Raw genomic sequence first — 25,104 nt, 5'->3', positions numbered from 1 at the left:
GCATTCCGATGCTGGTACGGGGCTCGTCGGCCAAACCTACGACGATCACGAAACCCTCTTGTCCACCCGTATGGATCAGTCGTGAGGAGCCTCACATAACGTCGTTTCCGCTCGGTTTTCGACCGAACCGTGGGTCAAGATCCTCGACGACGACAAGCCCCCGCCATCCAGGCGGGGCGGTCCGGGCGGACGCCGAGTCCTGCCGCCGTCCCGGACGTCTGGTCGACAGGATTGGACCGGCAGGAGTGGAGGACCCGAGCAGTACGGGTCGATCGCGCCGTATCCCCGGCGCGGCCGTCCCTTGGGGTGAAGCCGCAGCCGCGGCCGGGCATCTTCGCCTGCCCGAACCCGACAGGTCATCCTTCACAGGCGGCTGACGAAGGGTTGCGCATGACTGCGCAGATGCATGTCCCGTCCCTGCTGTCCCGGGCCGGAGCCGTCTCGGCTCTCACCCTCGCCGCCGTCGGCGGCACGCTCCTCGCACCGGGAGCCGCACCCGAGGCCCAGGCGGCCACCTCCCACGCGACGCAGGCCCTGAACGTGGCGGCGTCCAAGAAGGGCGCGCCCTACCGGTACGGCTCGGCGGGCCCCACCCGCTTCGACTGCTCCGGGCTCACGCTCTACGCCTACAAGAAGGCGGGAAAGACGCTGCCGCGCACCGCGCAGCAGCAGTACAACAAGACCCGGCACATCTCCGCCGCCGGCCGACAGAAGGGGGACCTGGTCTTCTTCCACTCGGGCGGCAGGGTCTACCACGTGGGGATCTACGCCGGCAGCGGCAAGATCTGGCACTCGCCCAAGACCGGCTCCTGGGTGAAGCTCGACCGGATCTGGTCCTCGAAGGTCTACTACGGCCGCGTGCGCTGACCCACCGGGCGCCCGCGGTGGTGTCCCCGGGGTGCGGTGGCGCCGCCGCACCCCTCACCGCGGGCGCTCTTCCCGCGCACGCCTCCGGAAACCGGGACGCCCCTTCCGGGACCCGGCTCCTAGGATGCGGCCATGACACTCGATCAGGAACTCGTCGACGCCGCCGTGGCCCAGCTGGACCGCCGCTGGTCCCCCGAGGAGCCCGGCGGGGCCGCCGCCGTCCGTCTCGACGACGGGCGGATCCTGACGAGCGTCGGTTTCGACAACATCCACGCGAGCGTCACCCTGTGCCAGGAGACCGGCGCCTACTGCCAGGCGTACACCCTGGACCGCGCGGTGACCGCGTCCGTCTGCGTCTTCCGCGACCCGGAGGACGGCCGTTACGTCATCCTGCCGCCGTGCGGCGTCTGCCAGGAGCGCCTCGCGCTCTGGGGGCCCGACGTGGAGGTCGGCGTGCCCGACCCCGAGGACCCCACCCGCTGGATCGCCCGCAGGCTCGAAGAGGTCAACCCCTACTACTGGGCTCCCCACTTCGCCGGCGGCTCATGGCCCTCGACGCGGCAGCACGCCGAGTGAGCGGTCCGGCCCCGGCGAACCGGTTCAGCAGGCCGGAACGGCCGCCGCGGCCCAGGGCAGCGTGATCCACACCGTCTTGCCGCCCTCGGCGGTCGCCGTCACCGAGAGCCGTCCGCCGGCCTCGGCGGCGAGGACCCGGATGATCACCATGCCGCGGCCGTTGTCCTGCTGGACGGCGGCCGGGAGCCGGCGCGGGAAGCGCGGATGGCTGTCGGTGACGCCGATCCGCAGCACCTCCTCGCGGTCGAGGCGGAGCTCGACGGTGAAGGTGGGCGACTGCCCGAAGGTGTGCAGCACCGCGTTGGTCGCCAGCTCCGAGACCATCAGCCGGATCGAGTCCGCCGTGTCGCCGCCGTCGTCCAGACCCCAGCGGCCGAGCGCCTCCGCCACGAACCTCCGCGCCGTGGCGACCGCGCCGGGCTCGCTGGGCAGAGTGACGGATGCTTCCTGGTGATCTGCCATGGCGACGTCGTCCCTTTCCCGCCGGGGGCGTCGCCCCGGCTCGCGCTCCGCGTCAGCCTGCCACCGATCGGGCACCCGGGTGGGTCGTTCTCCCGAGATATGCCCCGTTCTGTCGCCCGAAGCGGTGAACTCCGGGCCTGTCGACGGCGCGTGGGCGGGATCGGGAGCCCGCTGTGTGCGGGTGGTCAGCGCGCCCCGGCCGGCGCGGTCCGCACGATCGTGGCGACCGCGCGCCCGATCTCCGCGTCCGTGAGGTCCGCGCGGGCCGTCAGCCGCAGCCGCGAGATGCCGTCCGGCACCGACGGGGGCCGGAAACAGCCCACGGACAGGCCCTGTTCGCGGCAGTCGGCCGCCCAGCGCAGGGCCTCCTCGGGCCCCGGCGCGTGCACCGAGACCACGGCCGCGTCCGGACGGGCCGAGACGAACCCGGCCTCGGTGAGCGTCCGGTGGAGCGTGCCGGCGACCGCCCGGGCCCGTGCGGCGAGCCCCGGGTCCGCGGCGATCAGCCGCAGGCTCGCGAGGGCCGCGCCGGTGGCCGCCGGGGCGAGCCCGGTGTCGAAGATGAAGGTGCGCGCCGCGTTGACCAGGTGCTCGATCACCCGGGCCGGGCCGAGGACCGCGCCGCCCTGGCTGCCCAGCGACTTGGAGAGGGTGAGGGTGGCGACCACGTCCTCGTCGCCCGCGAGTCCGGCGCCGTGGAGCGCGCCCCGGCCGCCCGCGCCCAGGACGCCGAAGCCGTGCGCGTCGTCGACCACGAGCCCGGCGCCGTACGCGCGGCAGGCGGCGGCGAGTTCCTCCAGCGGGGCGCGGTCGCCGTCGACGGAGAAGACGGAGTCGCTGACGGCGAGGGCCCGCCGCCCCTCGTGCGCCTCCAGCGTCTTGCGTACGGCCTCGGGGTCGGCGTGCGGGACGATCTCGGCATCGGCGCGGGCGAGCCGGCAGCCGTCCACGATCGAGGCGTGGTTGGCGGCGTCGGAGACGATCAGCGCCCCGGGGCCGCCGAGCGCGGTGAGTGCGGCGAGGTTGGCGGTGTAGCCGGAGGAGAAGACGAGGGCGGCCTCGAAGCCGCAGAAGGCGGCCAGTTCCTCCTCGAGCGTGGTGTGCAGCCGGGTCGTGCCGGTGACGAGCCGCGAGCCGGTCGCGCCGGCGCCCCAGCGGCGGGCGGCCTCGGCGGCCGCGCCGGTCACCTCGGGGTGCCGGGTGAGACCGAGGTAGTCGTTGCTCGCCAGGTCGAGGAGGTCCGACTCGGCCGGGCGCGGACGCAGGGTCCTGACCAGGCCCGCCTCGGCCCGGCGGCGGGCCTCCGCCCCGGTCCAGTCGAAGGCGGCGCGGCGCGCGGGCGGGGTCGGCTGGGCCTGGGGCATGCGGCGTTCCTTCGGTCGGCACCTGGTGCGGTCGCCTCGGGCCGCACCCGTACGGCGCCTGGGGTCGACGCCTTTTGTAGGCAGCGCACAGACCCTAACGGCAGAACGCCGAGGTCGGGATGTGGTCATACACACACCTCGATCACGCCCGTTTGTTCAGATCCTCCTTGGCCAGGGGGTGTGCCGTAGGCAAGGATCAACCCTTATGGACCTGCTGAACACGCTGGTGGAGAAGGGGCTGCGGCGCGAGACGCCGACCCGTGAAGAAGCGCTCGCCGTCCTGGCGACCTCCGACGACGATCTGCTCGATGTGGTGGCGGCCGCCGGGAAGGTGCGCCGTCAGTGGTTCGGGCGGCGGGTGAAGCTGAACTACCTCGTCAACCTGAAGTCCGGGCTGTGCCCGGAGGACTGCTCGTACTGTTCTCAGCGACTCGGTTCCAAGGCCGACATCCTCAAGTACACCTGGCTGAAGCCGGACGAGGCGTCCGAGGCCGCGGCGGCCGGCATCGCCGGCGGCGCCAAGCGCGTCTGCCTGGTGGCGAGCGGCCGCGGTCCGACGGACCGCGACGTCGAGCGGGTCGGCAGGACCATCGAGGCGATCAAGGAGCAGAACGAGGGCGTCGAGGTGTGCGCCTGCCTCGGTCTGCTCTCCGACGGCCAGGCCGAGCGGCTGAAGACGGCCGGCGCGGACGCGTACAACCACAACCTCAACACCTCCGAGGGCACGTACGGCGAGATCACCACCACCCACACCTACGCGGACCGGGTGGACACCGTGCAGAAGGCGCACGCGGCGGGCCTCTCGGCCTGCTCGGGCCTGATCGCGGGCATGGGCGAGACCGACGAGGACCTGGTCGACGTGGTGTTCGCGCTGCGCGAGCTGGACTCGGACTCGGTGCCGGTCAACTTCCTGATCCCCTTCGAGGGCACGCCGCTGGCGAAGGAGTGGAACCTGAGCCCGCAGCGCTGCCTGCGGATCCTCGCCATGGTCCGCTTCGTCTGCCCCGACGTGGAGGTCCGGATCGCGGGCGGCCGTGAGGTGCACCTGCGGTCGATGCAGCCGCTGGCGCTGAACATCGCCAACTCGATCTTCCTCGGCGACTACCTGACCAGCGAGGGCCAGGCCGGCAAGACCGACCTCGACATGATCGCGGACGCCGGCTTCGAGGTGGAGGGCGCGGGCACCACCACGCTCCCCGCCCACCGCGCCGACGCGCTCGCGGCGGCCGGCGGCGGCTGCGGTTCGCACGCCCAGGGCGGCGGCTGCGGTTCCGAGGCGGCGGCCGGCTGCGGCGGCCACGGGGAGGCGGCCGGCGGCTGCGGCCCGTGCGGCGGTCACGCGGCGGCTCCGGCCCTGACTCCGGCCGAGGTGCCGGCCGAGGTGCCGGCCTCGGCGTCGGAGGCCCGGACCGACCTGGTGGCGGTGCGCCGCCGCGGCGCCGGCACGGACCTCGCCCCGAACGCGTAACGGGTGACGATGCGCAACGACGAACTCCTCGCCCTGGACCGGGCGCACGTGTGGCATCCGTACGGCCCCATGCCGGGCCGTGCGGAGCCGCTGGTGGTCGCGTCCGCGTCCGGGGTGCGGCTGCGGCTCGCCGAGCCCGCCGAGGGACACGCCGAACTGATCGACGGCATGTCCTCGTGGTGGTCGGCCGTGCACGGCTACAACCACCCGGTGCTCAACGAGGCGGCGCGCGGGCAGCTCGACCGGATGAGCCACGTCATGTTCGGCGGGCTCACCCACGAGCCCGCGGTACGGCTCGCGGCGCGGCTCGTCGAGATCACGCCGGAGCCGCTGCGGCACGTCTTCCTCAGCGACTCCGGCTCCGTGGCGGTCGAGGTCGCCACCAAGATGTGCCTGCAGTACTGGCGTTCGCTCGGCCGCCCCGCCAAGCGGCGGCTGCTGACCTGGCGCGGCGGCTACCACGGCGACACCTGGCAGCCGATGTCGGTGTGCGATCCCGAGGGCGGGATGCACCAGCTGTGGTCCGGCGTGCTCCAGGAGCAGGTCTTCGTGCCCGAGCCGCCGGCCGTGTACGAGGAGTCGTACGCCGAGCTCCTCCGTGCCGCCGTGGCGCGGCACGCGGACGAGCTGGCCGCGGTGATCGTGGAGCCGGTCGTGCAGGGCGCGGGCGGCATGCGCTTCCACGACCCCGGGTACCTGCGGGTGCTGCGGGAGGCGTGCGACGCGCACGACGTGCTCCTCGTCTTCGACGAGATCGCGACCGGCTTCGGTCGCACGGGCACGCTGTTCGCCGCCGACCAGGCCGGGGTCTCCCCCGATGTGATGTGCCTGGGCAAGGCGCTGACGGGCGGTTACCTCTCGATGGCCGCGACGCTGTGCACGGGCGCGGTGGCCGACGGCATCTCGCAGGGCGAGGTGCCGGTGCTCGCGCACGGGCCGACGTTCATGGGCAACCCGCTGGCCTCGGCGGTCGCCTGCGCCTCCATCGACCTGCTCCTCTCCCAGGACTGGGCGCTGGAGGTCAAGCGGATCGAGGGCGGGCTGCGCGAGGGCCTCGCCGGCGCCGAGTCGATCCCGGGCGTCCGCGACGTGCGGGTGCTCGGCGCGATCGGCGTCGTCCAGCTCGACCACGAGATCGACATGGCGGCGGCGACCCGGGCGGCGGTCCGCGAGGGCGTGTGGCTGCGTCCCTTCCGGGACCTCGTCTACACGATGCCGCCGTACGTGACCGAGGACGCCGACCTGGCCCGGATCTGCGCGGCGGTGCGCGCCGCCGCGGCCGCGGGCTGAGCGGCAGGAGAGGAACAGCATGAGCATCGTCGTCGTCAGCGGCACGGGGACGGAGATCGGCAAGACGGTCGTCACGGCGGCCGTCGCCGCCGCGGCGGTCGCCGCCGGTCGTTCGGTGGCGGTCCTGAAGCCCGCGCAGACCGGGCTGGCGCCCGGGGAGCGGGGCGACGCGGACGAGGTCGTACGGCTCTCGGGCGCGAAGACCGCCGCCGAGCTGGCCCGCTACCCGGAGCCGCTGGCCCCGGGCACGGCCGCCCGGCGCGCGGGGATGGCCCCGGTCGGTCCCGAGCGGGTCGCGGAGGCGGCACGGGCGCTCGACGCCGAGCACGACCTGGTGCTCGTCGAGGGCGCGGGCGGGCTGCTCGTCCACTTCGACGACGACGGCGCCACGCTCGCCGACGTCGCGCGGCTGCTCGGCGCACCGGTCCTCGTGGTGGCACCGGCCGGGCTCGGGACCCTGAACTCGACCGCGCTGACCGCCGAGGCCCTGCGGGCGCGCGGCATCGGGCACCTCGGCGTCGTCGTCGGCAGCTGGCCGGCCGAGCCGGACCTCGCCGCCCGCTGCAACCTCGCCGACCTCCCGGAGGCGGCCGGAGCGCCCCTGCTCGGCGCGGTCCCGGAGGGCTCGGGCGCCCTGTCCCCGGCGGCCTTCCGCGCGGCGGCGGCCGACTGGCTCGCCCCGGCGCTGGGCGGCACCTGGGACGCGGTCGCGTTCGCCCGGGAAGCCGGCGCCTGACGTGAGCGCGCGTCCCCTCGTCCTAGGGTGAGGGGATGCGCGCACACGTACAGGAGCTCGTCTACGACTGCGGCGATCCGGCCGTGCTGGTCCGGTTCTGGGCGGGGCTGCTCGGCGGGGAGCCCGTGGACCGGAGTCCCGACTGGTCGTATGTGGAGCCGCCCGGTTTCGTGCGGGTCGCCTTCCAGCGGGTGCCCGAGGGCAAGACGGTGAAGAACCGGCTGCACCTCGACGTGGAGGTGGAGGATCCGGAGGCGGCGGCCGACGAGGTGGCGCCGCTCGGGGCGGTCCGCGTCGGCGGTCTCGTCACCGACGAGCAGGGCTCCTTCCAGGTCATGCGGGACCCGGAGGGGAACGAGTTCTGCTTCGTCACGGGGTGACGGCCGAAGTGACGCCGGGGTGCCGGCGGGGGTGCCGGCCGGGCGCGTCCACGGTGCGGAATGTGCTGGCTCGGCTCCGTACCCGCGTGATGGGATCGGGCCGTGATCGACATAGAGCTCCGTGCCGCCGTGCCCGCCGACGCCGAGGCCGTCCTCGCCTTCTGGCGGGAGTCCGCCGAGGGCACCTCCATCACCGACGACCTCGCCGGGGTGAAGCGGCTGCTCGACCGTGACCCCCAGGCGCTGATCCTCGCCGTCGACGGCGACCGGATCGCCGGTTCCGTGATCGCCGGCTGGGACGGCTGGCGGGCCTCGCTCTACCGGCTCGCCGTGCTCCCCTCGTACCGCAGGCGCGGGATCTCCAAGGCGCTGCTCGCCGCGGCGGAGGAACGGTTCGCCGCCCTGGGCGGGCGCCGCGCGGACGCGATGGTCCTGGAGGAGAACGAGCGGGCGCACCACGCGTGGGGCGCGGCGGGCTACGGGCGGCAGGACCAGTGGCGCCGCTGGGTCAAGCCCCTCACCGACTGATCGACCAGCCGCTTTGCCGATCCTTTACCATGGGATCTCCCTCGGACGGCAAGAGACCGACCGGGACGACCGAAAGGTGTGAACGTCCGCCCATGGGCGAGCCTCCCAGTAGCCGACATCGACACAGACGCGATCGACACAGCCGAGATCGCGCACTCCGTGCCCCGCTGACTGATCATGGGACGGAGGTGAACCGATGACCGAAGTGCTTCTGCTCCTGGTGGCGCTGCTGCTGTCGCTGGCGTGCGGCGCGTTCGTGGCGGCGGAGTTCTCGCTGACCACCGTCGAACGGGGCGAGCTCGAAGCGGCCGTGGAGCGCGGCGAGCGCGGCGCCGCCGGCGCCCTCAAGGCCGTCAAGTCGCTCACGTTCCAGCTCTCCGGCGCCCAGCTCGGCATCACCGTCACCAACCTGGTCGTCGGCATGCTCTCCGAGCCCTCGATCGCCGCGCTGATCAAGGGCCCCGTCGAGGCGCTCGGCTTCTCCGAGTCCGTGGCCTCCTCGATCGCCCTGGTCATCGGCACGGCCCTGTCCACCGTGGTCCTCATGGTGGTCGGCGAGCTGGTCCCCAAGAACTGGGCGATCTCCTCGCCCCTGGCGGTCGCCAAGGTCGTCGCGACCCCGCAGCGCGTCTTCACCGCCGCGTTCAAGCCGCTGATCAGCCACCTCAACAACACCGCCAACCGGATCCTGCGCCGCCTCGGCATGGAGCCGGCCGAGGAGCTGGCCTCCGCCCGCTCCCCGCAGGAGCTGGTGGCGCTCGCCCGCCACTCGGCGAAGGAGGGCGCCCTGGAGGCGGACACCGCCGAGCTGTTCGTCCGCACCCTGAACCTCGCCGAGCTGACGGCCGAGAACGTCATGACCCCGCGCGTCCAGGTGACCGCCCTGGAGGTCCAGGCCACCGCCGAGGACGTCGCGAACGCCACCCGCGCCACCGGTCTCTCCCGCTTCCCCGTCTACCGGGGCAACCTCGACACCGTCGTGGGCATCGCCCACATCAAGGACGTCCTGGCGATACCGGCGGACGAGCGGCGGCTGCGCCGCGTCGGCGACATCGCGCGCGAGCCGCTGCTCGTGCCCGAGACGCTGACCGTGGACAAGCTGCTCGACCGGCTGTCCGGCAAGCAGACGATGGCCGTCGTCATCGACGAGTACGGCGGCACGGCCGGCGTCGCGACCCTGGAGGACATCGTCGAGGAGGTCGTCGGCGAGGTGCGCGACGAGCACGACCCGCACGAGACCCCCGACCTGGCGCGCGCCGGGACGGACGAGGACGGCCGCCTGCTCTGGTCGGCCGACGGAGCCGCCCGCACCGACCAGCTGGAGCGCATCGGCCTGCGGGTGCCGGACGGGCCGTACGAGACGCTCGCCGGCGTCCTCGCCACCGGCCTGGGCCGCATCCCGGCCGTCGGCGACACGGTGGAGATCGACGGCTGGCGCCTCGACGTGGTCGACGCCTCCGGGCGGCGCGCCGCGCGCGTCCTGATGCACGCGCCGCTCCCCGAGGACCGGGACGAGACGGGGGAGGACCACCGATGACCGCGATCCAGCTTCTGATCGGTCTGCTCACGCTGGTCGTGAACGCCTTCTTCGTCGGCGCCGAGTTCGCCCTGATCTCGGTCCGGCGCAGCCAGATCGAGCCGCTCGCCGAGTCCGGCGACCGCCGCGCCCGCAGCGTCGTCTGGGGCCTGGAGCACGTCTCCGCGCTGCTCGCGGCGGCGCAGCTGGGCATCACGCTGTGCACCCTGGTGCTCGGCATCGTGGCCGAGCCGGCCATCGCGCACCTCCTGGAGCCCCTCTTCGACGCCGTCGGCGTGCCGCACGGCCTGGTCCACCCGATCTCCTTCGTGATCGCGCTGGCCGTGGCCACCTATCTGCACATGCTGCTCGGCGAGATGGTCCCGAAGAACATCGCGCTCGCCGAGCCGGCGAGGACGGCGCTGCTCCTCGGCCCTCCGCTGGTCGCCCTGGCCCGCGCCCTGCGGCCGGTGATCTTCACGATCAACGCCTTCGCCAACACGCTGCTCAAGCTGTTGCGGGTGGAGGTGAAGGACGAGGTGTCGGCGACCTTCTCGGACGACGAGCTGGCCAGGATGGTCACCGACGCGAGCGACGCCGGGCTGCTCGACGACCGTGCGACGGAGCGCCTGCACGACGCCCTGGAGCTGGGCCGCCGCCCGGTCAGGGACGTGGTCATGCCGGTGGAGAAGGTGCGGTACGCGCGCGTGGGCACCACTCCGGAGGAACTGGAGGCGCTCTCCGCCGAGTCCGGCTTCTCCCGCTTCCCGGTCGTGGACTCCGACCGCCGGATCCTGGGCTACCTCCATGTGAAGGACGCCCTGGACATCACCCCGCGCGACCTGCCGTTCCCGGTGTCGGCGCTGCGGCCGATCGCCCGCGTGCGGGCGGCGACGCCGCTGGACGACGTGCTGACGGCCATGCGCCGCAGCCGGACGCACCTGGCCGGCGTGCTCGACGAGGACGGCAAGCTGGCCGGTCTGGTGACGATGGAGGACGTCCTCCGCGAGCTGGTGGGGCGCCCCTTGGCGCCGTGACGCCTGCCCCCCTCGTACGAAGGGCCCCGGGAACTCGGTTCCCGGGGCCCTTCCCGTCGCGCGGCGCGGGCCGGGGCGCGCCGGTCGGGGCGCCGGTCAGAGCGCGCCGGCCGCGAGCCAGTCGTCGAGGAGGCCGCGGTCGCCGGCGAGGGTGAAGCGCGGGTCGTCGGCGCCGTACCGCCGGTGCAGCAGGAGCAGCAGGTCGCCCGTGTCGGCCGTGACCGTCGCGGTCGGCCCGGTGCCGCCGCCGCCCCGGCTCCAGGCGAAGCCGCCGCCGCCCAGCACCAGCGTCCAGACGGCGCCGCTGTCACGGGCGTCCAGGCGCAGCACGGCGCCGTCGCGGTCCAGGTGGGCGAGCGGCTCGGCGATCCAGGGGATGTGGGGCGCGGTGGCGAGGTAGTGGTCGAGGGCCTCGGCGGCCGTGCCGGGGGCGAGCGGCCGGGCGGTGCCGGTGAGCGCGATCTCGGCGTCGGCGAGGTGGACGACGGTCTCGGCGAGGACGTGGCGCGGGTAGTGGCGGACGTACGGCTCCGCTCCCGGTGACCAGACCGGCGCCGCGGGGTCGGCCGCGCGGGCCGCGGCGGCGAAGCCCTCGGCGCGGGCGGCGAACCAGCCGGGGTACGCGGCCGGGTCGGCGGGCGCGTCGAGGGCGAGGTCGCCGGTGCGGACCCGGGTGGCGGGGCGGGCGGTCACCAGGTGCGCGGCCCAGCCGTGGACGGTGCCGAGGTGGCGGGTGAGGTCGCCGAGGGTCCAGCCGGGGCAGGTCGGGACGGGCGTCGCCGGGTCGGCGTCGCGGACGGTGTCCGCGTACCGCCGGGCGTGGTCGGCGACGGCGTCGACGGCGGCGAGGTGGGGGTCCTCGTCGAGCCCGAAGCCCCCGGGGACCAGGAGCAGGTCCTCGCGCCGGGGCCCGGGCGGCTGCCGGAGGGCGGCCTCGCGGAAGAGCCGGTCGAGGGCGTGCCGGTCGGCGGCGCCGAGGCCGCGGAGGACGTACCCGGTGTCCTCCAGCCACCGCACGGCGGTGTCGGGGTCGAGGACGTCCTCGTCGCTGGTCTCGACCGCGGTCACCAGCCCGGCCAGCGCTTCGGCCAGGGCGTTCAGGAGCGCGTCGCTCATCGGGTTTCCCCTCCCGGGTTCTCCGAGGCGGCCACGCATACCGCGCGGTATGATCGGCTCCGCCATGGAGATCAATGCCACGTACAACAGTCTCGTCGCCGTCGGGGACAGCTTCACCGAGGGTATGTCGGACCTGAGGGCCGACGGTTCCTACCGGGGGTGGGCGGACGTCCTCGCGGGCCGGCTCGCGGACCGCGCGCCGGGCTTCCGCTACGCCAACCTCGCCGTGCGCGGCAAGCTCATCGGCCAGATCGTCGAGGAGCAAGTCCCCCTGGCCGCAGGGATGAAGGCCGATGTGGTGACCCTCGTCGGCGGGCTCAACGACACCCTCCGGCCCAAGGTCGACATGGGCCGCGTGAAGGGCCTCCTCACCGAGGCCGTGGAACGCCTCACACCCGCCTGCGGGCAGCTCGTCCTGATGCGCAGCCCCGGCAGGAACGGCCCGGTGCTCGATCGCTTCCGCCCCCGGATGGAGGAGCTCTTCGCGCACATCGACGGGCTGGCCGCCCGGCACGGCGCCCTCGTCGTCGACCTGTACGGGGCGCCGGTCCTGGCCGACCCCCAGCTGTGGGACGTGGACCGGCTCCACCTCACCGCCGAGGGCCACCGACGGGTCGCCGAGGCGGTGTGGCAGACGCTGGGGCTCGCCCCCGGGCACGACTGGCGCGAGCCGCTGCCCCCCGCCGCGCGGCCCGGCTGGGTCACCCGGCGGGTCGAGGACGCCCGGTTCGCGAAGGAGCACCTGGGCCCGTGGATCGGCCGCCGGCTCACCGGGCGCTCGTCCGGCGACGGCCGCCCGCCCAAGCGGCCGGAGCTGCTGCCGTACGGGACGCGGTCCGAGGTCCGACCGGGCGGCGGGGGCCCGGCGGCGTGACCTGGGTCTCGTAGCAAGCTCCAGCCCGGACCACGGCGCTGGCCTGCAGAAATCACCAGTAAACTCTGGACACGTGACTGCTGCGACTGTGAAGCCCCGTATCCCCAACGTCCTGGCCGGCCGCTACGCCTCCGCGGAGCTCGCCGTCCTCTGGTCCCCCGAGCAGAAGGTGAAGCTGGAGCGCCAGCTGTGGCTCGCCGTGCTGCGTGCCCAGAAGGACCTCGGGATCGAGGTTCCGGACTCGGCGATCGCCGACTACGAGCGCGTCCTCGACCAGGTCGACCTCGGCTCCATCGCCGAGCGCGAGAAGGTCACCCGGCACGACGTGAAGGCCCGCATCGAGGAGTTCAACGCCCTCGCCGGCCACGAGCACGTCCACAAGGGCATGACCTCCCGTGACCTCACGGAGAACGTCGAGCAGCTCCAGATCCGCCTCTCCCTGGAGCTGGTGCGGGACCGCACGGTCGCCGTCCTCGCCCGCCTCGGCAAGCTGTCCGCCGAGTACGGCGAGCTGGTCATGGCCGGCCGCTCGCACAACGTCGCCGCGCAGGCCACCACCCTCGGCAAGCGCTTCGCGACCGGCGCGGACGAGCTGCTCGTGGCGTACGCCCGCCTGGAGGAGCTGCTCGGCCGCTACCCGCTGCGCGGCATCAAGGGCCCGGTCGGCACCGCCCAGGACATGCTCGACCTGCTCGGCGGCGACGCCGGCAAGCTCGCCGACCTGGAGCAGCGGATCGCCGGTCACCTCGGCTTCGCGCACGCCTTCACCTCGGTCGGCCAGGTCTACCCGCGCTCGCTCGACTACGACGTGGTCACCTCCCTGGTGCAGCTGGCCGCCGCGCCGTCGTCCATCGCCAAGACGATCCGCCTGATGGCCGGCCACGAGCTGGTCACCGAGGGCTTCAAGCCCGGCCAGGTCGGCTCCTCCGCGATGCCGCACAAGATGAACACCCGCTCCTGCGAGCGCGTCAACGGCCTCATGGTCATCCTGCGCGGTTACGCCTCGATGACCGGCGAGCTGGCCGGCGACCAGTGGAACGAGGGCGACGTGTCCTGCTCCGTGGTCCGCCGCGTGGCCCTGCCGGACGCCTTCTTCGCGCTGGACGGCCTCCTGGAGACCTTCCTCACCGTGCTCGACGAGTTCGGCGCCTTCCCGGCCGTCGTCGCCCGCGAGCTCGACCGCTACCTCCCCTTCCTCGCCACCACCAAGGTCCTGATGGCCTCGGTCCGCGCCGGTGTGGGCCGCGAGCTCGCCCACGAGGCGATCAAGGAGAACGCGGTCGCCTCGGCCCTCGCCATGCGCGAGCAGGGCGTCGAGCGCAACGAGCTGCTCGACAAGCTCGCCGCCGACGAGCGCATCCCGCTGGACCGCGCGCAGCTCGACGAGCTGATGGCGGACAAGCTCTCCTTCACCGGTGCCGCCGCCGACCAGGTCGCGACCGTCGTCTCCCGGATCGAGGAGCTCGCCAAGCAGCACCCGGAGGCCGCCGCCTACACCCCCGGCGCGATCCTCTGACCCGGACCCGCCGGTTCACCCGCGAGGAACTGGAGGCCGCCCGCGACCGCGTCGTCCCCGACGTGGCCGAGGGCGGCCTCGCCGTTCTGTTCTGCGGCATCAACCCGGGCCTGATGACCGCCGCCACCGGGCACCACTTCGCCCGCCCCGGCAACCGCTTCTGGCCGGTGCTCCACCTCTCCGGCTTCACCCCGCGCCTGCTGCGCCCCGACGAGCAGGACGAGCTGCTCTCGTACGGGCTCGGCATCACCAACGTCGCCGCCCGGCCGACCGCGCGCGCCGACGAGCTGAGCCGCGAGGAGTACGTCGAGGGCGGCCGGATCCTCACCGGGAAGGTCCTGCGGCTGAAGCCCCGCTGGCTCGCGGTCGTCGGCGTCACCGCGTACCGCACGGCCTTCGGCGAACCGAAGGCGGCGATCGGCCCGCAGGAGCGGACCATCGGCACGACCCGGATCTGGGCGCTGCCCAACCCCAGCGGGCTGAACGCGCACTGGACGGCGGCGACGATGGCCGAGGAGTACGCCCGCCTCAGGGAGGCCGCGGGCCTGCCGCCGGCCGCCGCTACGGCGGATCCACCTCGGTGACGACGGCGAGGAGCTGGAACGGCAGCTCCTTGTCCCACTGCGAGACCCCCAGCCCTATCCAGCGGGCACCGACCCGCCACAGCACCAGGTCGGGGACGTGCGCGCACAGCACCCCCCAGGGCTCGGGCAGCTCCTCCCCCTCCATGCCCCGGGCGTGCAGCGACCACAGGCTCATCCGGTCCGGCGCGCCCCAGCGGACCGTGAGCACGGCGGCCAGTCCGTCGCGCTCCGCCTCGTACTGCTCTTCGACCGTCTCCCGGCGCTCGACGTCGGCCTCCCGGAAGTCCTCGCTGGTGGCCAGCGCGGCGACATGGAAGCCGGGCCCGCTGTCGAGGTCGCCGGAGCGCTCCGGCGAGGCGGGGAACGCCCGCGACCGCAGCAGGTCCAGCTCCGACAGGAGACGCGTCGTCGTCATGGGCCCAGTAAACCGCCCCCCACCGACAGTTGGCGCCGCGTCAGCCCGTACCCGGTGGCGATCCCGGATCCCGGCGTGGATCTCGGGGCGGACACGGCCCGGACTCGGCCCGGGGGCGACTGTCGCCGCTTCCGGAACCATTGAGTACCATCCGGCTGAGATGGGCACGAGCTGGGAGGACACACGGTGGGGCGGCTGACCGGCGGGGATCCGTCTCTGCTGCGGCGGATCAATTCCGCGGTGGTACTCCATGCGCTGCGCGGCTCCGACGCGCGCACCCTCACGGACCTGACCCGGATCACCGGCCTGTCGCGGCCGACCGTCGAAGGCGTCGTCGAGGGCCTCATCGAGGGCGGTCTGGTCGTCGAGGCGGCGCCCGAGGAAGGCGAGGCCCGGCGTCAGGGCCGGCCCGCCCGCAGGTTCCGCTTCCGCGCCGAGGCCGGCCATCTGCTCGGCATCGAGATCGGTCCGCACCGCGTCGCTGCGCTCCTGTCCGGCCTGGACGGCCGGATCATCGGCGCCGGTGCCCGCGAGGTGTCGGAGACCGCGCCCGAGGACGAGCGTCTCGACAAGGTGCGCGCGGTCGTCGCCGACGTGCTGCGCAGGGCCGGGGTGCCCCGGCCCAGTCTGCGGGCGGTCGGCGTCGGCACCCCCGGCATCGTGGAGGCCGACGGGACGGTCCGGCTCGGCACCGCGCTCCCCGGGTGGACGGGCCTCGCGCTCGGCGAGCGGCTGCGCCGCTCCTTCCGCTGCCCGGTGATCGTGGAGAACGACGCCAACGCGGCGGCCGTCGCCGAGCACTGGAAGGGCGCCGCGACCGACTCCGACGACATCGTCTTCGTCCTCGCCGGGCTGAGCCCCGGGGCGGGCTCGATGATCGGCGGCCGGCTGCACCGCGGATACGGCGGCGCGGCCGGCGAGATCGGCGCGCTGCACCTGCTGGGGCGGGGCGTGACGCCGGAGCACCTCCTGTCGACGACGGACGAGCCGCTGCACCCGCTGGACGAGCAGGCGGTGGCGGAGGTCTTCACGCTGGCGAGGCGGGGCGACGCGCGGGCCCAGGCCGCCGTGGAGCGGTTCACCCAGCGGCTGGTGCACGACGTCGGCGCGCTCGTCCTGGCGCTCGATCCGGAGCTGGTCGTGGTCGGCGGCTGGGCGGCCGGCCTGGACGGGGTGCTCCCGCCGCTCCGCGAGGAGTTGGCGCGTTTCTGCCTGCGACCGCCGAGGGTGGTGCTCTCGCTGCTCGGCGAGGCGGCCGTCGCGACGGGCGCGCTGCGGCTCGCCCTCGACCACGTCGAGGAGCAGCTGTTCGCGGTCGAGGGCGGGGTGACGGCCCGCCGCTGAGCGTGCCCACGCGCGTGCGTACGACGAAGACCCGGCCTCGGTGAGGCCGGGTCTTCGTCGTACGGATCGGGGCGGCGTGCGGCCCCTCGGGTCAGGAGGCCATCGCCAGGTCGGCGGAGTCGCCGAAGGTGAGGCGGCAGGTGTCGGCACGGTAGGTGGCGACGGAGACGGCCGCGGTACGGCCTCCGGAGAGGTAGCGGGTCGTCACGACGAGGACCGGCGAACCCGGCAGCCGGTCGAGCTCCTTGGCGTCGTCGGCGCGCGCGGACCCCAGCTCCACGGAGCGGTCCTGGCCGTCGAGGGCGAGGTGCTGGAGCTCGCGCAGCACGGCGGGGGCGCTCGCGGCGCCGTCGGCGTCGGCGGTGAGCCCGGCGACCGAGGCGGCGGGCACGTAGAGCAGCTCGGCTGCGACGGCCTGTCCCTGGCTGAGGCGCACCCGGCGCACCACGTGCACGGACTCGCCGGCCGGGGTCTCCAGGAGGCGGGCGACGGCGGCGGGCGCCGTGCCGAGGACGGAGTCCTGGGCCTGCCAGGCGTCGTCGCCGACGCCGGGCCAGGCCTGCTGCGTGGTCGAGACGTCGACGCCGACGCGCGGGGGCGCGACCGTGGTGCCGACACCGCGGCGGCGCTGGAGGCGCCCTTCCAGCTCCAGCTGCTCCAGGGCCTGGCGGAGCGTTGCCCTGGCGACGCCGAAGCGGGCCGCGAGCTCGCGCTCGTTGGGCAGGATCTCGCCGACCGCGAAGTCGGAGTCGAGAGCTTCGCCGATCACCGTCTTGAGGTGCTGGTACTTCGGTTCCTGAACCGCTTCCAGCTGTGTGGTCCCCACCCTGTCCTCCGAATTCGCCGTGTCCCGCGGCGTTTCCGCGCCCTTGTTTATTAAAGGTTCCTGCACTAACTCTGCGACGATAAGGCGAGCCACCACCTTGGTCAAGACCAATCCTCTGCCGAACGTCCGGAAATGTGACCCTCTGACCTTGATCGTTCACAGGACGTTCGCACCTTCGTGAGGCGCGCGCAGCACAAGGCCCCGCCCGCCGGATCGGCGGGCGGGGCCCGAACGCGTCGTGCACGGCTCTTGAACTGGCGACTACCGACCGGTAATCCTTGCTGACAGGACGTCTAAGAGGATGCGCGAGGGAGCCGCCATGCCTGCACGGATCGTGTTCGAGTTCGAGACCCCTCGGGGTCCGCGCACCACGTCCCTGACGTACGAGCGCCGCGGGGCGGGCGAACCACTGCTCCTGCTCCACGGCATCGGCCACCACTGGCAGGCCTGGGAACCGGTCCTCGACGTCCTGGCCGCCGAGCGGGACGTCATCGCCGTCGACCTGCCCGGCTTCGGCGTCTCCGAGGGCCTCCCGCCCGGCTGCGCCTACGACCTGGCCACCGTGACCCCGGTGCTCACCGCCTTCTGCGCGGCCCTCGGCGCCGAGCGCCCGCACGTGGCGGGGAACTCGCTCGGCGGACTGCTCGCCCTCCAGCTCGGCCGCGAGAAGGCCGTCCGCTCGGTCACCGCCCTCTCCCCCGCCGGATTCTGGTCCGAGGCCGAGCGCCTCTACGCCTTCACGACCCTGCGCGCGATGCGCGCCTCGGCCCGGGCGATGCCCGTCCCGCTCATCGGCCGGCTCTCCCGGACCCCGGCCGGCCGCACCCTGCTCACCAGCACCATCTACGGCCGGCCCGGCCGCCGTTCACCCGAGGCGGCCGCCGCCGAGACCATGGCGCTGCGCGAGGCCACCGGCTTCGACGAAACCCTCGCGGCCGGCCGCGGCGTCCTCTTCCACGACGACGTCCCGTCCGTGCCGGTCACCGTCGCCTGGGGCAGCCGCGACCGGCTGCTCCCGCGCCGCCAGGGCGTCCGCGCCAAGCGGACCCTGCCCGGCGCCCGCCTGGTGCGGCTGCCCGGCTGCGGCCACGTCCCGATGAACGACGACCCCGCGCTCGTCGCGCGCGTCGTCCTCGACGGCAGCGCCACCGGCTGAGCCGGCCGCCGCCTTCCGTCGCGTCAGCAGCCCGGTGCCGAGCGCGGCCCCGGCACCGACCAGCAGACCACCGGCCGCCTGCGGCAGCCCGAGCGCCGCCTGGCCGACCACGGCGGCGCTCAGCGCCGCCGCCACCGGGATGGCGCCGGTGTAGAGCGTGGCGCGCTCCATGCCGATCCGCTCGACCCCCATGTAGAAGAGGACGAAACCGACGACGGTCGCGAGCACCGCCTGCCACAGCAGCGCCCCCGCCTCCACCCCGCTCGGCATCCGCACGAAACCGGTCCCGTCCACGGCGAGCCCGAGCAGCGCGGCCTCCACGGCCCCGACCCCGCAGACGGCGACCGTGAGCAGCCGGGGCCCGAGCGGGCGCAGCACCGGCACCGCGAGCACGGTGAAGCCGACCTCGCCCGCCAGCGCCGCCACCGACCAGCCGAGCCCGGCCGGGTCGGTGCGCCCCCACCCCTGCACGGTGAAGGCGCCCGCGGCGACGAGCAGCGCCCCGTACAGGACCGGTGGCGCGGGCCGCCGTCCTTCGAGGAGCGGGACGAGGACGGCGACCACGATCGGCGCGCAGCCGACGACGACCCCGGGGACGGCGGGTTCGGCGGTGCGCTCGGCGGCGAGCACCGCGAGGTTGAAGCCGACCATGCCGACGGCGGCCAGGACGGCGATCCGCGTCCACTGGCGGACGCCGAGGAGCCGGAGCGGGGCGAGTCCGCCGCGGCCGAGGAGGGGCAGGAGGAGGAGACAGGCGGCGCCGTACCGGAGGGCCTGCCCACCCGCGTACGGGTAGTCGCCGAGCAGGCCGTTGGCGGTGAAGGAGGCTCCGACGAGGGCGTAGGCGAGGGCCACGAGCAGGACCCCGCGCAGGGCGTTCGCGTTCATGCTCCTGACGCTAGGGAGCCGGGCGGTCCCGGTTAAGGTCCACTTCCATGACGTCATCGGGGACCACTTCGGGCGAGGCCGGAACGCCATCGGAGACCGCCTCGGGCGCGGCCGGGACGCCGGGGACCGCCTCGGGCGCGGCCGGGACGCCGGAGACCGCCTCGGGCGCGGCCGGGACGCCCGCTCGGGACAGCGGGGCGCAGCCTGCCTGGGAGGTGCTGCTTCCGGCGGCTGGGGCTCCTGCCCGGCGGCGGGGCCGGGCCCTTCAGGAGGCCTTGCGCGAGGCGGTGCGCTCCGGGCGGCTCGCGGCCGGCACCCGGCTGCCGTCCAGCCGCGCGCTCGCCGCCGACCTGGGGGTCTCCCGCGGCCTGGTGACGGAGGCGTACGAGCAGCTGACGGCCGAGGGCTATCTGCGCAGCGACCGGGGCTCGGGGACCTGGGTCGGCGGCACGGTGCGCACGGGGCGGGCGGCTGCGGCCGCGGGTCCCGGCGGTCCCCCGGTGCCCGCGCCCGGGGTGTTCGCCGACTTCCGGCCCGGCACCCCCGATCTGTCGCTGTTCCCGCGCACGGCCTGGGCGGCGGCGCAGCGGGCGGTGCTCGCCGGGCTGCCGCACGGCGCGCTCGGCTACCCGGACCCCCGCGGGCTGCCCGTGCTGCGCGCCGCGCTCGCGGCGCTGCTCGCCCGGCGGCGGGGCGTGGTGGCCGACCCCGACCGGCTGGTGGTGTGCTCCGGGGTGGCGCAGGCGACGACGCTCCTGGGCACGGTGCTGCGGACGCGCGGGCATCGCGCGGTGGGCGTGGAGGACCCCGGCAGCCCGGAGCACGACCGGCTCTTCGCGGCCACGGGCCTGGACGTGGTGCCCCTGCCGCTCGACGGGGAGGGGCTGCGTCCCGGCCCGCTCGCCCGGGCGGACGTACGGGCCGTGGTGGTGACGCCGGCGCACCAGTTCCCCTCGGGGATCGCGTGGTCGGCGGAGCGGCGCGGAATGCTCCTGGACTGGGCGCGGACGGTGGACGGCCACGTCCTGGAGGACGACTACGACGGCGACTTCCGGTACGACCGGGCGCCGGTCGGCGCGCTGCAGGGCCTGGACCCCGAGCGGGTCGTGTACGCGGGCTCGGTGAGCAAGTCGCTCGCGCCGGGGCTGCGGCTCGGCTGGATGGTGCTGCCCGGGGCGCTGCTCGACGAGGTCGTCGAGCGGAAGCGGACCATGGACCTCGGGCATCCGTCGCTGGACCAGGCGGCGCTGGCGCACCTGGTGACGAGCGGGGGGTACGACCGGCAGCTGCGCCGCTGCCAGCGGGCGTACCGCGAGCGGCGGGACGCCCTGCTCGCCGCCCTCGAACGGCACTTCCCCGGGACGTCGGTGACCGGCATCGCGGCGGGGCTGCACGTCATCGCGCGCCTGCCGGCCCGGTACGGGCCCCCGGACCGGTTCGTGGCGAGGGCGGCGGAAGCCGGGGTGGTGCTGCGCCCGCTGGAGGAGTACGGGACGGCGCGGCCGGTGGACGGGGCGGTGCGGCTCGTGATCGGGTACGCGCACCTGGCGCCGGCGGTGATCGCGGAAGGGGTACGGCGGGCGGCGGAGGCGCTCGGCGGCCGGTGAGCGGGCGCCGGGGCGAGCTGTTCACGCGGGGTTCGCGCGGGCGCCGCTCCCGGCGGCTAGGCAGGGGACGGCCGGTGCGAACCCGCGCACCGGTGACCGGCCTTGACGTCCGGCAGCCGTGACGTCCGGTCGCCCTGACGCGCCCTCGGAGGCTCCGTATGACCATGAACCCGCCCGGTTCCGACCCCGCCGCCCCGTCGCCCGCCTCCGCGCCCGCTCCCGCTCCCGCGCCCGCTCCGGTGCCCGCGCCGGCGCGCCGCGGCGTGCTGCGGGGCTCGCTCGCGGTCTCCGCCGGACTCGCCCTGGGCGGCGCGGGGTTCGCGGCGCCGGCCTTCGCCCTGTCCGGCCGCCCCGAGGCGCGGTGGGGCGTCCAGGCCGGCGACGTCACCGCCCGTTCGGGGCTCGTGTGGGTGCGGTCGGACCGGCCGGCCCGGATGATCGTCGAGACCTCGGCGACGGAGTCGTTCCGCCGGGTCCGCCGCCACCCCGGTCCCTTCCTCGGTCCGGGCACCGACTTCACGGGGACGACGCCCCTCCACGGCCTGCCGGCCGGCGAGCGGATCCACTACCGGGTGGTCCTCGCCGACCCGCACGATCCGCGGCGCACGAGCGAGGCGCTCACCGGCTCCTTCCGGACGGCCCCGGAGCGGCGCCGCGACGGCGTGCGGTTCCTCTGGTCCGGCGACATCGCCGGACAGGGGTGGGGCATCAACCCGGACATCGGCGGCTTCCGCGCCTTCGAGGCGATGCGCCGCCTGGACCCCGACTTCTTCCTGTGCAGCGGCGACGCCGTCTACGCCGACGGGCCGCTGCAGCCGTCGGTGACGCTCCCCGACGGGCGGGTGTGGCGCAACCTGATGACGCCGGAGAAGGCGAAGGTCGCGGAGACGCTCGACGAGTACCGGGGCACCTTCCGCTACAACCTGCTCGACCGGAACGTCCGGGCCTTCAACGCGCAGGTGCCGACGGTGGCGCAGTGGGACGACCACGAGGTGCGGAACAACTGGTACCCGGGGCAGATCCTGGACGACCCGCGCTACACCGAGAAGGACGTCGACGTGCTCGCCGCCCGGGCCTCCCGCGCCTTCTCCGAGTACTACCCGGTCTCCACGCTGCGTCCCGGCGCGGGAATCGGGAGCGGCGGCCGGATGCACCGGGTGGTGCGGTACGGGCCGCTGCTCGACGTCTTCGTGCTCGACATGCGCTCGTACCGCAACGCCAACTCGCCCGGCCGGCAGGCCGACGACACCACGGGCATCCTCGGGGCGGAGCAGCTCGCCTGGCTGAAGCGGGAGCTGGCGGCGTCCCGGGCGGTGTGGAAGGTCCTCGCCGCCGACATGCCGATCGGGCTGGTCGTCCCGGACGGGGCGACCGCCTTCGAGGCGATCGCGCAGGGCGATCCGGGCGCGCCGCTCGGGCGGGAGCTCCAGATCGCCGAGCTGCTGCGGTTCGTCAAGCACCGGCGGATCACCGGGACCGTCTGGCTGACCGCGGACGTCCACTACACCTCCGCGCAGCACTACGCGCCGGAGCGGGCCGCCTTCCAGGACTTCGCGCCCTTCTGGGAGTTCGTGTCGGGCCCGCTGGCCGCGGGCGGCTTCCCGGCCAACAGGCTCGACGGCACCTTCGGCCCGGAGCGGGTCTTCGTGCGGGCGCCCGAGCGGGCGAACGTGTCGCCGATGGAGAGTCCGCAGTACTTCGGCGAGGTGGACATCGACGGCGGCAGCGGGGAGCTGACGGTGCGGCTGCGCGCGGACGACGACGCGGTGCTGTTCACCCAGGTGCTGCGGCCGGGGCTGGTGGGGCAGTAGGCTCCCCGGACAGGACTCCGTCAGGGGACCGATCACGACATGACAGAAGTGGCTCGAATCGGTCAGAATTGCTCCAGATCGCCACTTAACCCGCCAGTCACAAAGCGTTCGTGATCACGCAACACCACTCGGTCACAGTGAAGCCATGACCGACGTGACGTCCTCGAAGAGCACCCGCCGCCCGCACCACTGGCGGCACGACCTGATCGAGCTCGCGGCCCTGTTCACCGCCGTGGTGGTGGCCGACACGATCGCCAAGACCATCGTCAAGGGACCCGAAGGCCCCTACCTGCTGGTCTTCTCGGCGATCGCGCTGGTCGCCACCGCGGGCTTCCACACCTGGTGGGCACGGAGGCACAGCCATGCCCCACCCGGACCGACACCCGCGGCCGCACCGGCGCCCGCCCCGGTCCGCGGATCCGCCCCGGACGGCGCGCCGGAGTCCACCGGTACGGCCCTGTGGCGCCTGCGGACGACGGTCGACGACACCCCCGGCAGCCTGGCCGCGCTGTGCACGGTGCTCGCCCGGCTCGGCGTCGACATCCTGACCCTCCAGACGCACCCGCTGACCGTGGGCACGGTCGACGAGTTCCTGCTCCGCGCCCCGACCGGCCTCTCCGCCGCCGACCTCGCCCGCGAGACCGCCGCCGCCGGCGGACGCGACACCTGGACCGAACGGGCCGACGCCCACGACCTCGTGGACACCCCCACCCGCGTCCTGGGCCTCGCCACCCGCACCGCGCTCGACGCCGCCGAACTCCCCCTCGCGCTGCGCCGCCTCCTCGGCCGCTGCACCCTGCACTCGATCCCGGCGGTCTCCCTCACCGGTCGGCCCACCGGCGAGGAGGCCCCCGTCGAGGGCGTGCTGGAGGAGACGGTGATGAAGCTGCGCGACCCCAGCGGGGGCACGCTGCTCATCGAGCGGCCCCATCTCCCCTTCACGCCGACCGAGTTCGCCCGGGCCCGCGCGCTCGTCGAGCTCGACGCGCGGCTCGGCCCCCGCGTCCCCCGCAGCCAGGACGTCTTCACCCTCCCCGAGGGCAACGAGATCACCGTCCGCCGCGCCGACCAGCGCGACCGGCCCGCCGCCCGCGCCCTGCACGAGCGCTGCTCGGCCCGCACCCTGGGTCTGCGCTACCACGGGCCGGTCGGCGACGCGGACCGGTACCTCGACCACCTGCTGAGCCCCCGCTTCGGCCGCACCCTCGCCGTGCAGACCGCCTCCGGACGGCTCGTCGCCCTCGGCCACCTGCTGTGGGACGGCGACGAGACCGAGGTGGCGCTGCTCGTCGAGGACGACTGGCAGCGCCGCGGGATCGGCTCCGAACTCCTCGGCCGGCTGGTGGCGATGGCGGAGGAGGCCGGGTGCGAGAGCGTCTACGCCGTGACCCAGGCGTCCAACACCGGCATGGTCGCGGCGATGCGGGCGCTCGGCCTGCCCCTCGACTACCAGATCGAGGAGGGCACCCTGGTGATCACCGCCCGGCTCGACCCGACAGCGCGACGGAGTGAGCAGACGCGTCCGCAGGCCCGTCGGAGCGAGCGCTGAGCGCTTCGGTGAGGTCGCGCCACAGGTCCTCGACGTCCTCCAGGCCCACCGACATCCGCAGCAGCCGGTCGCTGACGCCGGACGCCCGGCGGTCGCCCTCGTGGACGATGCGGTGGCTGATGGACGCGGGGTGCTGGATCAGGGTGTCGACGCTGCCGAGGCTGACCGCCGGGGTGATGAGCCGGACGCCGGCGATCACCTCGTGCGGGTCGCCGTACACCTCGAAGGAGATCATCGCCCCGCCGATCGCCGGGTAGTGGACGCGGGCGATCCGCGGGTCGGCGGCCAGCCGGCGCACCAGCTCGGCGGCGGCCGCCGAGGCGGCGCGCACCCGGACCGGGAGGGTGGAGAGCCCCCGGAGCAGCAGATAGCCGGCGAACGGGTGGAGCACCCCGCCGGTGGCGAAGCGGACCCGGCGCAGCTCGCGGGCGAACTCCTCGTCGCAGGCGACGACGCCGCCCATGACGTCGCCGTGTCCGCCGAGGTACTTGGTGGCGCTGTGCAGGACGATCCGCGCGCCGAGGCCTGCCGGGCGCTGCAGGACCGGGGTGGCGAAGGTGTTGTCGACCAGGAGCGGCACCGAGCCGCAGGAGTGGGCGACGGCCCGGATGTCGACCTCGGCCAGCGTCGGGTTGGCCGGGGACTCCACCATCACGAGGCCGGTGTCGGGGCGGATCGCGTCGGCGACGCCCGCCGGGTCGGTCCAGGTGACCTCGGTGCCGAGCAGCCCGGCGTCCAGGAGGTGGTCGCTGCAGCCGTAGAGCGGGCGGACCGCCACGACGTGCCGCAGGCCCTGGCTCGCCCGGGCCAGGAGGACGGCGGTCAGGGCGGCCATGCCGCTGGCGAAGGCGACGGCGGCCTCGGTGCCCTCCAGGCGGGCGAGGGCGTCCTCGAAGCGGGCCACGGTCGGGTTGTCGAGCCGGGCGTAGACGGGCGGGCCGTCGGGCCGGGCGCCGGTCGCGGCGAACTCGTCGATCCGGGCGGCCTCCGCCCGGGCGTCGAACGAGGGGTAGGTGGTGGACAGGTCGAGCGGCGGGGCGTGCAGCCCGAGCGCGGCGAGGTCTTCCCGGCCGGCGTGCACGGCTTCGGTGGCGAGCGCCTTCGGGGTGGCCGAAGGGGCGTGATCCATGGCGTCCATGGCCCGCACTGTGAACGGATACCGGAAGGTAGCGGTGAATCTCCGTGCTACGTTCG

The 25,104-nt window shown here is 74.6% G+C and carries 23 protein-coding genes, 1 pseudogene and 1 riboswitch; of the genes and pseudogenes, 17 read left to right on the top strand and 7 right to left on the bottom strand.

Translation table 11 applies throughout. From position 1 onward, the window contains the following. Window positions 1-180: 180 nt before the first annotated feature. Window positions 181-387, top strand: a riboswitch (cyclic di-AMP (ydaO/yuaA leader). 3 nt (window positions 388-390) lie between these two features. Next, on the top strand, window positions 391-867 hold the full coding sequence (locus tag AB0E19_RS28150) for a C40 family peptidase (protein WP_362184983.1): 477 nt from the start codon (window positions 391-393) through the stop codon (window positions 865-867). Between the two features lie 132 nt (window positions 868-999). Further along, complete coding sequence (locus AB0E19_RS28145; RefSeq protein WP_362184982.1) at window positions 1,000-1,443, top strand: cytidine deaminase; 444 nt, start codon at window positions 1,000-1,002, stop codon at window positions 1,441-1,443. A 24-nt stretch (window positions 1,444-1,467) separates the two neighbouring features. Here AB0E19_RS28145 and AB0E19_RS28140 read toward each other — a convergent pair whose 3' ends face one another. Then, window positions 1,468-1,905 (bottom strand): ATP-binding protein, encoded by a 438-nt coding sequence (locus AB0E19_RS28140; RefSeq protein ID WP_362184981.1) that lies wholly within the window; start codon window positions 1,903-1,905, stop codon window positions 1,468-1,470. 185 nt (window positions 1,906-2,090) lie between these two features. Continuing rightward, the gene (locus AB0E19_RS28135) at window positions 2,091-3,269 is read right to left on the bottom strand and encodes an 8-amino-7-oxononanoate synthase (RefSeq protein ID WP_362184980.1); all 1,179 of its coding nucleotides are present in this window, start codon (window positions 3,267-3,269) and stop codon (window positions 2,091-2,093) included. A gap of 205 nt (window positions 3,270-3,474) precedes the next feature. Between AB0E19_RS28135 and bioB the strand changes: the two genes are divergently transcribed. The 7 genes from bioB (at window position 3,475) to AB0E19_RS28100 (ending at window position 10,224) form a co-directional block, all read left to right on the top strand. Continuing rightward, window positions 3,475-4,737 carry a biotin synthase BioB gene (gene bioB, locus AB0E19_RS28130; protein ID WP_362184979.1) on the top strand — a complete coding sequence of 421 codons (1,263 nt, stop codon included), beginning with the start codon at window positions 3,475-3,477 and terminating at the stop codon, window positions 4,735-4,737. Between the two features lie 9 nt (window positions 4,738-4,746). Beyond that, a complete protein-coding gene (locus tag AB0E19_RS28125) occupies window positions 4,747-6,027 on the top strand; it encodes an adenosylmethionine--8-amino-7-oxononanoate transaminase (RefSeq protein WP_362184978.1) in 1,281 nt (426 codons plus the stop codon). Between the two features lie 19 nt (window positions 6,028-6,046). Beyond that, window positions 6,047-6,763 (top strand): dethiobiotin synthase, encoded by a 717-nt coding sequence (bioD, locus tag AB0E19_RS28120; protein ID WP_362184977.1) that lies wholly within the window; start codon window positions 6,047-6,049, stop codon window positions 6,761-6,763. 35 nt (window positions 6,764-6,798) lie between these two features. Continuing rightward, on the top strand, window positions 6,799-7,143 hold the full coding sequence (locus AB0E19_RS28115; RefSeq protein WP_362184976.1) for a VOC family protein: 345 nt from the start codon (window positions 6,799-6,801) through the stop codon (window positions 7,141-7,143). A 102-nt stretch (window positions 7,144-7,245) separates the two neighbouring features. Then, the gene (locus tag AB0E19_RS28110; RefSeq protein ID WP_362184975.1) at window positions 7,246-7,671 is read left to right on the top strand and encodes a GNAT family N-acetyltransferase; all 426 of its coding nucleotides are present in this window, start codon (window positions 7,246-7,248) and stop codon (window positions 7,669-7,671) included. A gap of 196 nt (window positions 7,672-7,867) precedes the next feature. Then, window positions 7,868-9,208 (top strand): hemolysin family protein, encoded by a 1,341-nt coding sequence (locus AB0E19_RS28105; RefSeq protein ID WP_362184974.1) that lies wholly within the window; start codon window positions 7,868-7,870, stop codon window positions 9,206-9,208. Beyond that, window positions 9,205-10,224, top strand: a complete 1,020-nt coding sequence (locus AB0E19_RS28100; RefSeq protein WP_362184973.1) for a hemolysin family protein — start codon at window positions 9,205-9,207, stop codon at window positions 10,222-10,224. The genes AB0E19_RS28105 and AB0E19_RS28100 overlap by 4 nt, the downstream gene beginning before the upstream one ends. A 96-nt stretch (window positions 10,225-10,320) precedes the next feature. Here AB0E19_RS28100 and AB0E19_RS28095 read toward each other — a convergent pair whose 3' ends face one another. Further along, entirely contained in the window at window positions 10,321-11,340 is a 1,020-nt protein-coding gene (locus tag AB0E19_RS28095) for a maleylpyruvate isomerase N-terminal domain-containing protein (protein ID WP_362184972.1), read from the bottom strand. A gap of 64 nt (window positions 11,341-11,404) precedes the next feature. On the opposite strand from AB0E19_RS28095, the gene AB0E19_RS28090 reads away from it, so the two are divergent. The 3 genes from AB0E19_RS28090 (at window position 11,405) to mug (ending at window position 14,314) form a co-directional block, all read left to right on the top strand. Then, window positions 11,405-12,214: an SGNH/GDSL hydrolase family protein gene (locus tag AB0E19_RS28090; protein ID WP_362184971.1), complete on the top strand. Its 810-nt coding sequence runs from the start codon at window positions 11,405-11,407 to the stop codon at window positions 12,212-12,214. A 73-nt stretch (window positions 12,215-12,287) separates the two neighbouring features. After that, complete coding sequence (gene purB / locus AB0E19_RS28085; protein WP_362184970.1) at window positions 12,288-13,730, top strand: adenylosuccinate lyase; 1,443 nt, start codon at window positions 12,288-12,290, stop codon at window positions 13,728-13,730. Window positions 13,731-13,792: 62 nt separating this feature from the next. Continuing rightward, window positions 13,793-14,314 carry a G/U mismatch-specific DNA glycosylase gene (gene mug, locus AB0E19_RS28080; RefSeq protein WP_362184969.1) on the top strand — a complete coding sequence of 174 codons (522 nt, stop codon included), beginning with the start codon at window positions 13,793-13,795 and terminating at the stop codon, window positions 14,312-14,314. Here the strand turns inward: mug and AB0E19_RS28075 are convergent. Further along, window positions 14,292-14,729 (bottom strand): hypothetical protein, encoded by a 438-nt coding sequence (locus AB0E19_RS28075; RefSeq protein WP_362184968.1) that lies wholly within the window; start codon window positions 14,727-14,729, stop codon window positions 14,292-14,294. The two genes, mug and AB0E19_RS28075, sit on opposite strands and share 23 nt — an antisense overlap. Before the next feature lie 186 nt (window positions 14,730-14,915). On the opposite strand from AB0E19_RS28075, the gene AB0E19_RS28070 reads away from it, so the two are divergent. Beyond that, window positions 14,916-16,073 (top strand): ROK family transcriptional regulator, encoded by a 1,158-nt coding sequence (locus tag AB0E19_RS28070; RefSeq protein ID WP_362184967.1) that lies wholly within the window; start codon window positions 14,916-14,918, stop codon window positions 16,071-16,073. A 91-nt stretch (window positions 16,074-16,164) separates the two neighbouring features. On the opposite strand, the gene AB0E19_RS28065 is transcribed toward AB0E19_RS28070, so the two are convergent. Further along, window positions 16,165-16,899: a GntR family transcriptional regulator gene (locus tag AB0E19_RS28065; RefSeq protein WP_362184966.1), complete on the bottom strand. Its 735-nt coding sequence runs from the start codon at window positions 16,897-16,899 to the stop codon at window positions 16,165-16,167. Window positions 16,900-17,218: 319 nt separating this feature from the next. Here AB0E19_RS28065 and AB0E19_RS28060 point away from each other — a divergent pair, with 319 nt between their 5' ends. Continuing rightward, on the top strand, window positions 17,219-18,055 hold the full coding sequence (locus AB0E19_RS28060; RefSeq protein ID WP_362184965.1) for an alpha/beta fold hydrolase: 837 nt from the start codon (window positions 17,219-17,221) through the stop codon (window positions 18,053-18,055). Window positions 18,056-18,106: 51 nt separating this feature from the next. Here AB0E19_RS28060 and AB0E19_RS28055 read toward each other — a convergent pair. Beyond that, window positions 18,107-18,943 (bottom strand): annotated as a pseudogene (locus AB0E19_RS28055) (DMT family transporter); the annotation flags it as partial. 215 nt (window positions 18,944-19,158) lie between these two features. Between AB0E19_RS28055 and AB0E19_RS28050 the strand changes: the two are divergent. The 3 genes from AB0E19_RS28050 (at window position 19,159) to AB0E19_RS28040 (ending at window position 23,910) form a co-directional block, all read left to right on the top strand. Beyond that, window positions 19,159-20,550, top strand: coding sequence for a PLP-dependent aminotransferase family protein (locus AB0E19_RS28050; RefSeq protein ID WP_362185028.1), 1,392 nt, complete (start codon window positions 19,159-19,161; stop codon window positions 20,548-20,550). Window positions 20,551-20,708: 158 nt separating this feature from the next. Continuing rightward, window positions 20,709-22,361, top strand: a complete 1,653-nt coding sequence (locus tag AB0E19_RS28045; protein WP_362184964.1) for an alkaline phosphatase D family protein — start codon at window positions 20,709-20,711, stop codon at window positions 22,359-22,361. Window positions 22,362-22,506: 145 nt separating this feature from the next. After that, a complete protein-coding gene (locus AB0E19_RS28040) occupies window positions 22,507-23,910 on the top strand; it encodes a GNAT family N-acetyltransferase (RefSeq protein WP_362184963.1) in 1,404 nt (467 codons plus the stop codon). On the opposite strand, the gene AB0E19_RS28035 is transcribed toward AB0E19_RS28040, so the two are convergent. After that, the gene (locus AB0E19_RS28035) at window positions 23,837-25,048 is read right to left on the bottom strand and encodes a PLP-dependent transferase (RefSeq protein ID WP_362184962.1); all 1,212 of its coding nucleotides are present in this window, start codon (window positions 25,046-25,048) and stop codon (window positions 23,837-23,839) included. The two genes, AB0E19_RS28040 and AB0E19_RS28035, sit on opposite strands and share 74 nt — an antisense overlap. Window positions 25,049-25,104: the final 56 nt, after the last annotated feature.

The sequence above is a fragment of the Streptomyces sp. NPDC047974 genome, assembly GCF_040653375.1.
GTDB lineage: Bacteria > Actinomycetota > Actinomycetes > Streptomycetales > Streptomycetaceae > Streptomyces.
This window is presented reverse-complemented; position numbering and strand designations above follow the sequence as displayed.

Coding starts and splice junctions, on each gene's coding strand:
- bioD (WP_362184977.1), top strand. CDS start 6,047: ATGAGCATCGTCGTCGTCAGCGGCACGGGGACGGAGATCGGCAAGACG.
- AB0E19_RS28060 (WP_362184965.1), top strand. CDS start 17,219: ATGCCTGCACGGATCGTGTTCGAGTTCGAGACCCCTCGGGGTCCGCGC.
- AB0E19_RS28075 (WP_362184968.1), bottom strand. CDS start 14,729: ATGACGACGACGCGTCTCCTGTCGGAGCTGGACCTGCTGCGGTCGCGG.
- AB0E19_RS28035 (WP_362184962.1), bottom strand. CDS start 25,048: ATGGACGCCATGGATCACGCCCCTTCGGCCACCCCGAAGGCGCTCGCC.
- AB0E19_RS28150 (WP_362184983.1), top strand. CDS start 391: ATGACTGCGCAGATGCATGTCCCGTCCCTGCTGTCCCGGGCCGGAGCC.
- AB0E19_RS28140 (WP_362184981.1), bottom strand. CDS start 1,905: ATGGCAGATCACCAGGAAGCATCCGTCACTCTGCCCAGCGAGCCCGGC.
- AB0E19_RS28100 (WP_362184973.1), top strand. CDS start 9,205: ATGACCGCGATCCAGCTTCTGATCGGTCTGCTCACGCTGGTCGTGAAC.
- AB0E19_RS28045 (WP_362184964.1), top strand. CDS start 20,709: ATGACCATGAACCCGCCCGGTTCCGACCCCGCCGCCCCGTCGCCCGCC.
- AB0E19_RS28095 (WP_362184972.1), bottom strand. CDS start 11,340: ATGAGCGACGCGCTCCTGAACGCCCTGGCCGAAGCGCTGGCCGGGCTG.
- AB0E19_RS28115 (WP_362184976.1), top strand. CDS start 6,799: ATGCGCGCACACGTACAGGAGCTCGTCTACGACTGCGGCGATCCGGCC.
- AB0E19_RS28125 (WP_362184978.1), top strand. CDS start 4,747: ATGCGCAACGACGAACTCCTCGCCCTGGACCGGGCGCACGTGTGGCAT.
- AB0E19_RS28145 (WP_362184982.1), top strand. CDS start 1,000: ATGACACTCGATCAGGAACTCGTCGACGCCGCCGTGGCCCAGCTGGAC.
- AB0E19_RS28135 (WP_362184980.1), bottom strand. CDS start 3,269: ATGCCCCAGGCCCAGCCGACCCCGCCCGCGCGCCGCGCCGCCTTCGAC.
- AB0E19_RS28040 (WP_362184963.1), top strand. CDS start 22,507: ATGACCGACGTGACGTCCTCGAAGAGCACCCGCCGCCCGCACCACTGG.
- AB0E19_RS28090 (WP_362184971.1), top strand. CDS start 11,405: ATGGAGATCAATGCCACGTACAACAGTCTCGTCGCCGTCGGGGACAGC.
- bioB (WP_362184979.1), top strand. CDS start 3,475: ATGGACCTGCTGAACACGCTGGTGGAGAAGGGGCTGCGGCGCGAGACG.
- AB0E19_RS28105 (WP_362184974.1), top strand. CDS start 7,868: ATGACCGAAGTGCTTCTGCTCCTGGTGGCGCTGCTGCTGTCGCTGGCG.